General features: G+C 71.9%; 3 protein-coding genes and 1 tRNA gene. 2 read left to right on the top strand and 2 right to left on the bottom strand.

The features are described 5' to 3' along the window. Positions 1-114 precede the first annotated feature (114 nt). Positions 115-1,008: a hypothetical protein gene (locus ACFU7Z_RS34890; RefSeq protein ID WP_380782016.1), complete on the bottom strand. Its 894-nt coding sequence runs from the start codon at positions 1,006-1,008 to the stop codon at positions 115-117. Further along, entirely contained in the window at positions 1,005-1,523 is a 519-nt protein-coding gene (locus ACFU7Z_RS34885; protein WP_117488941.1) for a SigE family RNA polymerase sigma factor, read from the bottom strand. Before ACFU7Z_RS34885 ends, ACFU7Z_RS34890 begins: the two co-directional genes overlap by 4 nt. A gap of 149 nt (positions 1,524-1,672) precedes the next feature. Between ACFU7Z_RS34885 and hrpA the strand changes: the two genes are divergently transcribed. Next, on the top strand, positions 1,673-5,653 hold the full coding sequence (gene hrpA / locus ACFU7Z_RS34880; RefSeq protein WP_369808314.1) for an ATP-dependent RNA helicase HrpA: 3,981 nt from the start codon (positions 1,673-1,675) through the stop codon (positions 5,651-5,653). A 156-nt stretch (positions 5,654-5,809) separates the two neighbouring features. Next, positions 5,810-5,883, top strand: a tRNA-Asp gene (locus tag ACFU7Z_RS34875). The last annotated feature ends 23 nt before the right edge of the window (positions 5,884-5,906 follow it).

The following is a 5,906-nucleotide window of genomic DNA, read 5'->3' as shown; positions in this document are numbered from 1 at the left end:
ACGGTGAGCCGGGCGGTGGGGCCGGGCGGCGTTGACCGTGTTCCTGGCGCCTGAGTAGGGTCGCGGACGGCGGGCTCGGTTCCGTCGAGCCCGCCATCCGGCCCGGTCAGGTGGTCAGGAGGTCCGGAGCCAGCTGTCGGTGCTGCTCACCACCGAGCCGTCCGCCGCGTACTGGGTGATCTTCGCGGCGTCGGTGCCCGGCTTCGCCACCACGCCGTAGTAGCGGAACGGGGAGTCCCCGACGGCGACCGGCACCGCCTCGGTGGTGCCGCCGGTCTTCCAGTCGACCGCGACCTTCGCGACCTCGGCCCGGACCCCTTCGATCACCACCGGCGGGATGCCCGTCGCGTGCTTGAGGCCGAGCGACGCGCCGCCGACCGCGGCCGGGTACCCGCCCGGGGAGGAGACCGCGTGCACGGAGTCGTCGGCCTGCCGCTTGCCGTCCACCGTGTAGTAGTAGTTCACCTCGTCGATGCCCGCGTCCCAGTTGCTGTCGACGTCGCTCTGCCTGACCGGCTTCACGTCCGGGTTGACGGCGTACCGCTCCGCCCGGATCAGCTGCGCCTGCTTGAGGGCGCCCTCCTTCGTGGGGGAGGTCGGCCACAGCGCCACCCAGGCCTCCCAGGCGTGGCCGTTCGCGGTGCCCTCGCCGACCTTGACCCGGGTGGGGTTGAACGGGTCCCGGGCGCCGGGCGCCTTCGGGGTGGCCGTGCCGCCCGCGGAGCCGGGGACGGCCACGTCGGTGGCCGAGGCCGCGACCACGGTCGAGACGGCCTGCCGACCGCGCTCGCCGAGCACCGCCGTCCCCCCGGCGATCCCGGCGACCAGCGCCGCCGCCACCCCGGCGGTCAGCAGCCGCCGGCGCCGCCGCCGCCGCCGGCCGCCGGCGACCAGCCGGTCGTACGGGACCGTCCCGGTCTCGACGCTGCCGGCCAGTTCGCCCAGGGCCCGTACGGTGGCCGGCTCGTCGCCGCCCGCCTCGTCCCCGGGCAGGTACTGGTTGCTCATCTTGCCCCTCCGATGCTCGTCAGTCCGATGAGTGAGGAGGCCCCGCGGAGTTTGGCCAGCCCTCGGGCCGCCTGGCTCTTCACCGTCCCGACCGAGCAGCCCATGGCCTCCGCGGTCTGGGTCTCGCTGAGGTCCTCCCAGTAGCGCAGCACCACGGCCTGGCGCTGCCGCGGCGGCAGGGCGCCGAGCGCGGCGAGCAGCACGGCCCGGTCGTCCGGGTCGGTGCCGGCCGGCGCGGGCCGGTCCGGGAACTCGGTGACCGGGTACTCGACCAGCCGCCGCCGGAACCGCCGGGCGTGCTCGTTGATCACGATCCGGCGCACGTAGGCGTACGGATCGTCCGCGGCGCGCACCCTGTTCCAGGCCGCGTACGCCCGTTCCAGCGCCTGCTGGACCAGGTCCTCGGCACCGTGCCGGTCCCCCGCGAGCAGGTACGCCGTCCTGAGCAGCCGTGACCAGGCGCTGCCGACGAACGTCCGGAACTCCTCGTCCCGGGCGGTCTTGTGGGCTCCCATGAGCACCTCCTCACCCCCCAGAGCCCGGGACGGCCGTGGACCGTTGCCCGGCGTTCGCGATTCGCCGCTCACGGCTGTGACACTGGAGGGGCTCGAAAACCGAGGTGCGCTCCGCCGTGCCTCCTTGCGAACCTAGAGGGATGCCCGCAGTGAGTTCTCCCGCAGTCCAGTCCGCCACCGTACCCGCCGAGGGCGGCCCCGGAATCGGCGAGCTGGCCGCCCGTCTGCCCGAGCTGACCCTGCGCGACCAGGTACGGATCGGACGCCGGCTGGAGGGGGCCCGTCGGGTCCGCAAGCCCGAGGCCCGGCAGAAGGTCGCCGCCGAGATCGCCGCCGACATCGACCGCGCCGAGCTGGTCGTCGAGCGCCGCCGGAAGGCCGTGCCGGAGATCGGCTATCCCGCCGAGCTCCCGGTCAGCCAGAAGAAGGACGAGATCCTGGCGGCGATCCGGGACCACCAGGTGGTGATCGTCGCGGGCGAGACCGGCTCCGGCAAGACCACCCAGATCCCGAAGATCTGCCTGGAGCTGGGCCGCGGCGTGCGCGGCCTGGTCGGCCACACCCAGCCGCGCCGGATCGCCGCCCGCACGGTGGCGGAGCGGGTCGCGGAGGAGCTGGACAGCCCGCTCGGCGAGGCGGTCGGCTGGAAGGTCCGGTTCACCGACCAGGTCGGCCAGGACACCCTGGTCAAGCTGATGACGGACGGCATCCTGCTCGCGGAGATCCAGACCGACCGCGACCTGCACCAGTACGACACCCTGATCATCGACGAGGCGCACGAGCGCAGCCTCAACATCGACTTCATCCTCGGCTACGTCAAGCAGCTGCTCCCCCGCCGCCCGGACCTCAAGGTCGTGATCACCTCCGCGACCATCGACCCGGAGCGCTTCGCCCGCCACTTCGGCGACGCCCCGATCGTCGAGGTCTCCGGGCGCACCTACCCGGTGGAGGTCCGCTACCGGCCGCTCGCCGAGGACGGGGACGACGAGGCGGACGAGGTCGACCGCGACCGGGACCGGGACCAGGTCCAGGCGATCTGCGAGGCCGCCGAGGAGCTCCAGGCCGAGGGCCCGGGCGACATCCTGGTCTTCCTCTCCGGCGAACGCGAGATCCGCGACACCGCGGACGCCCTCGACAAGCTGAAGCTGAAGAACACCGAGGTCCTGCCGCTGTACGCCCGGCTCAGCTCGGCCGAGCAGCACAAGGTCTTCCAGCGCTCGCGCAGCCGCCGGATCGTGCTGGCCACCAACGTCGCCGAGACCTCGCTGACCGTCCCCGGCATCAAGTACGTGATCGACCCGGGCACCGCCCGGATCTCCCGCTACAGCCACCGCACCAAGGTGCAGCGGCTGCCGATCGAGGCGATCAGCCAGGCCAGCGCCAACCAGCGCAAGGGCCGCTGCGGCCGCACCTCGGACGGCATCTGCATCCGGCTCTACTCGGAGGAGGACTTCCTCTCCCGCCCCGAGTTCACCGACGCCGAGATCCTGCGCACCAACCTGGCCTCGGTGATCCTCCAGATGACCGCGGCCGGCCTCGGCGACATCGCCGCCTTCCCGTTCCTGGACCCGCCGGACTCGCGCAACATCAAGGACGGCGTCCACCTGCTGCACGAGCTGGGCGCGCTGGACCCGGACGAGAAGGACCCGCGCAAGCGCCTGACCGCGCTCGGCCGCAAGCTCGCCCAGCTCCCGGTGGACCCGCGGATGGCCCGCATGGTGCTGGAGGCGGACCGCAACGGCTGCGTCCGCGACGTCATGGTGATCGCCGCCGCGCTCTCCATCCAGGACCCGCGCGAGCGCCCGGCCGAGAAGCGCCAGGCCGCCGACGAGCGGCACAAGCGGTTCAACTCGGAGACCTCCGACTTCCTCTCCTACCTGGCGATGTGGCGCTACGTCCGGGAGCAGCAGCGGGAGCTCTCCTCCTCGGCGTTCCGCCGGATGTGCAAGTCGGAGTTCCTCAACTACCTGCGGATACGGGAGTGGCAGGACATCTACGTCCAGCTGCGCACCGTCGCCAAGCAGTTGGGCGTCACGATCGAGGAGCCGCACGAGGACGCCGAGCCGGACGCCGACCGGATCCACCAGTCGCTGCTGGCCGGCCTGCTCTCCCACATCGGCCTGTTCGACGTGGAGAAGCGCGAGTACGGCGGCGCGCGCGGCGCCCGCTTCGCGGTCTTCCCGGGCTCCGGCCTGTTCAAGAAGCCGCCGCGCTGGGTGATGTCGGCCGAGCTGGTGGAGACCTCCCGGCTCTGGGCGCGGATCAACGCGAAGATCGAGCCGGAGTGGGTCGAGCCGCTGGCCGGCCACCTGATCAAGCGGAGCTACAGCGAGCCGCACTGGGAGAAGAAGGCCGGCGCCGTCATGGCGTACGAGAAGGTGACCCTCTACGGGATGCCGGTCGTCGCCCAGCGCAAGGTCAACTACGGGCGGATCGACCCGGAGCTCTGCCGCGAGCTGTTCATCCGCAACGCGCTGGTCGAGGGCGACTGGGAGACCCACCACCGGTTCTTCGCGGAGAACCGCAAGCTGCTCGGCGAGGTCGAGGAGCTGGAGAACCGGGCCCGCCGCCGGGACATCATGGTCGACGACCAGACCCTGTTCGAGTTCTACGACGCCCGGCTGCCCGAGGAGGTCGTCTCCACCCGGCACTTCGACTCCTGGTGGAAGAAGGCCCGGCACGAGCAGCCGGACCTGCTGAACTTCGAGAAGTCGATGCTGATCAACGACGCCGCGGGCGGCGTCACCGAGGCCGACTACCCGGACCACTGGCAGCAGGGCAAGCTCCGCTTCAAGCTGACCTACCAGTTCGAGCCGGGCAGCGACGCGGACGGCGTGACGGTGCACATCCCGCTGCCGGTGCTCAACCAGGTCACCGCGGAGGGCTTCGACTGGCAGATCCCCGGTCTGCGGGAGGAGCTGGTCACCGCGTACATCAAGTCGCTGCCGAAGGCGGTCCGCCGCAACTTCGTCCCGGCGCCGGACTTCGCCAAGGCGGCGCTGCGCGCGGTGAAGGACCGCCAGGAACCGCTCCTCCCGGCCCTGGAGCACGCCCTGAAGCGCCTGACGGCGGTCACCGTGCCCCCGGAGGCCTGGGACGACGAACGGGTCCCCGACCACCTCAAGGTGACCTTCCGGGTGGTGGACGGGCGCCGCAAGCTCGCCGAGTCCAAGGACCTGGAGGAGCTGCGGCTGAAGCTCAAGCCCAAGCTCAAGGAGACGCTCTCCTCGGCCGCCTCCGGCCAGGGCATCGAGCAGAGCGGGCTGACCGCCTGGCCGGCCTCGCTGCCGGTGCTCCAGCGCACCTTCGAGCAGCGCTCGCGCGGCCACTCGATGCGCGCCTACCCGGCGCTGGTGGACGAGGGGCCGTCGGTCGGCGTCAAGCTGTTCGACACCCCGGAGGCGCAGGCCCGGTCGATGTGGGAGGGGACGCGGCGGCTGCTGACGCTGACCACCAACTCCCCGGCCAAGTCGATCCAGGGCCGGCTGGGCAACCAGGCGAAGCTGGCGCTCTCGCACAGCCCGCACGGTTCGATCACCGCCCTGTTCGAGGACGTGGTGTCGGCCGCGACGGACCGGCTGATGGCCCTGAACGGCGGCCCGGCCTGGGACGAGGCGGCCTTCGGGAAGCTGCACGACAAGGTGCGCGCGGACCTGTACGACCTGTCCGCGGACACCACCCTGAAGACGGCCACCGCGCTGATCGCCTTCCACAAGGCCTCGACCCGGCTGAAGTCGGTGAGCAGCCCGGTGCTGCTGAACGCGGTGAACGACGTCCGGCTGCACCTGGCCTCGCTGGTGCACCCGGGCTTCGTGACGGCCACCGGCTGGCAGCGGCTGCCGGACCTCAAGCGCTACCTGCTGGCGGTGGACCGCCGCCTGGAGGCGCTGCCCAACCACCCGCAGCGGGACGCCCAGCAGCTGCTGAAGGTGCAGCAGGTCCAGCAGGCGTACGGGGAGCTGCTGGCGGCGGTGCCGGCCGGGCACCAGCCGTCCGCGGAGGTGCGGGCGATCCGCTGGATGATCGAGGAGCTGCGGGTCAGCTTCTTCGCCCAGTCGCTGGGCACGCCGAGCCCGGTCTCGGAGAAGCGGATCATGAAGGCGATGGACGCGGCGCGGGCGACGCTCTGACCCGGGCGGGGGCGGGTGACCGCCCCCGCCGGTGCTGTGAGCTGCGGACGGGTGCGGGTGGGCGTTCAGGAGCCAGTTCGACCTGGGGGCCCACCATGGGCTACAGTCTGTCTTGTTCGCAGCGCGGCAAGCGAGTGAACGAGATCAGGAAACCCTGGTCCCGTGGAGCAGTTGGTTAGCTCGCCACCCTGTCAAGGTGGAGGTCGCGGGTTCAAGTCCCGTCGGGATCGCCGCAACGCGAGAGGCCCGGAAC

It is taken from the genome of Kitasatospora sp. NPDC057518 (genome assembly GCF_042802075.1).
Taxonomy (GTDB): domain Bacteria; phylum Actinomycetota; class Actinomycetes; order Streptomycetales; family Streptomycetaceae; genus Kitasatospora.
The sequence above is the reverse complement of the archived record's forward strand: the minus strand, read 5'-3'. Positions and strand labels throughout refer to the sequence as shown.

Coding starts and splice junctions, on each gene's coding strand:
- ACFU7Z_RS34885 (WP_117488941.1), bottom strand. CDS start 1,523: ATGGGAGCCCACAAGACCGCCCGGGACGAGGAGTTCCGGACGTTCGTC.
- ACFU7Z_RS34890 (WP_380782016.1), bottom strand. CDS start 1,008: ATGAGCAACCAGTACCTGCCCGGGGACGAGGCGGGCGGCGACGAGCCG.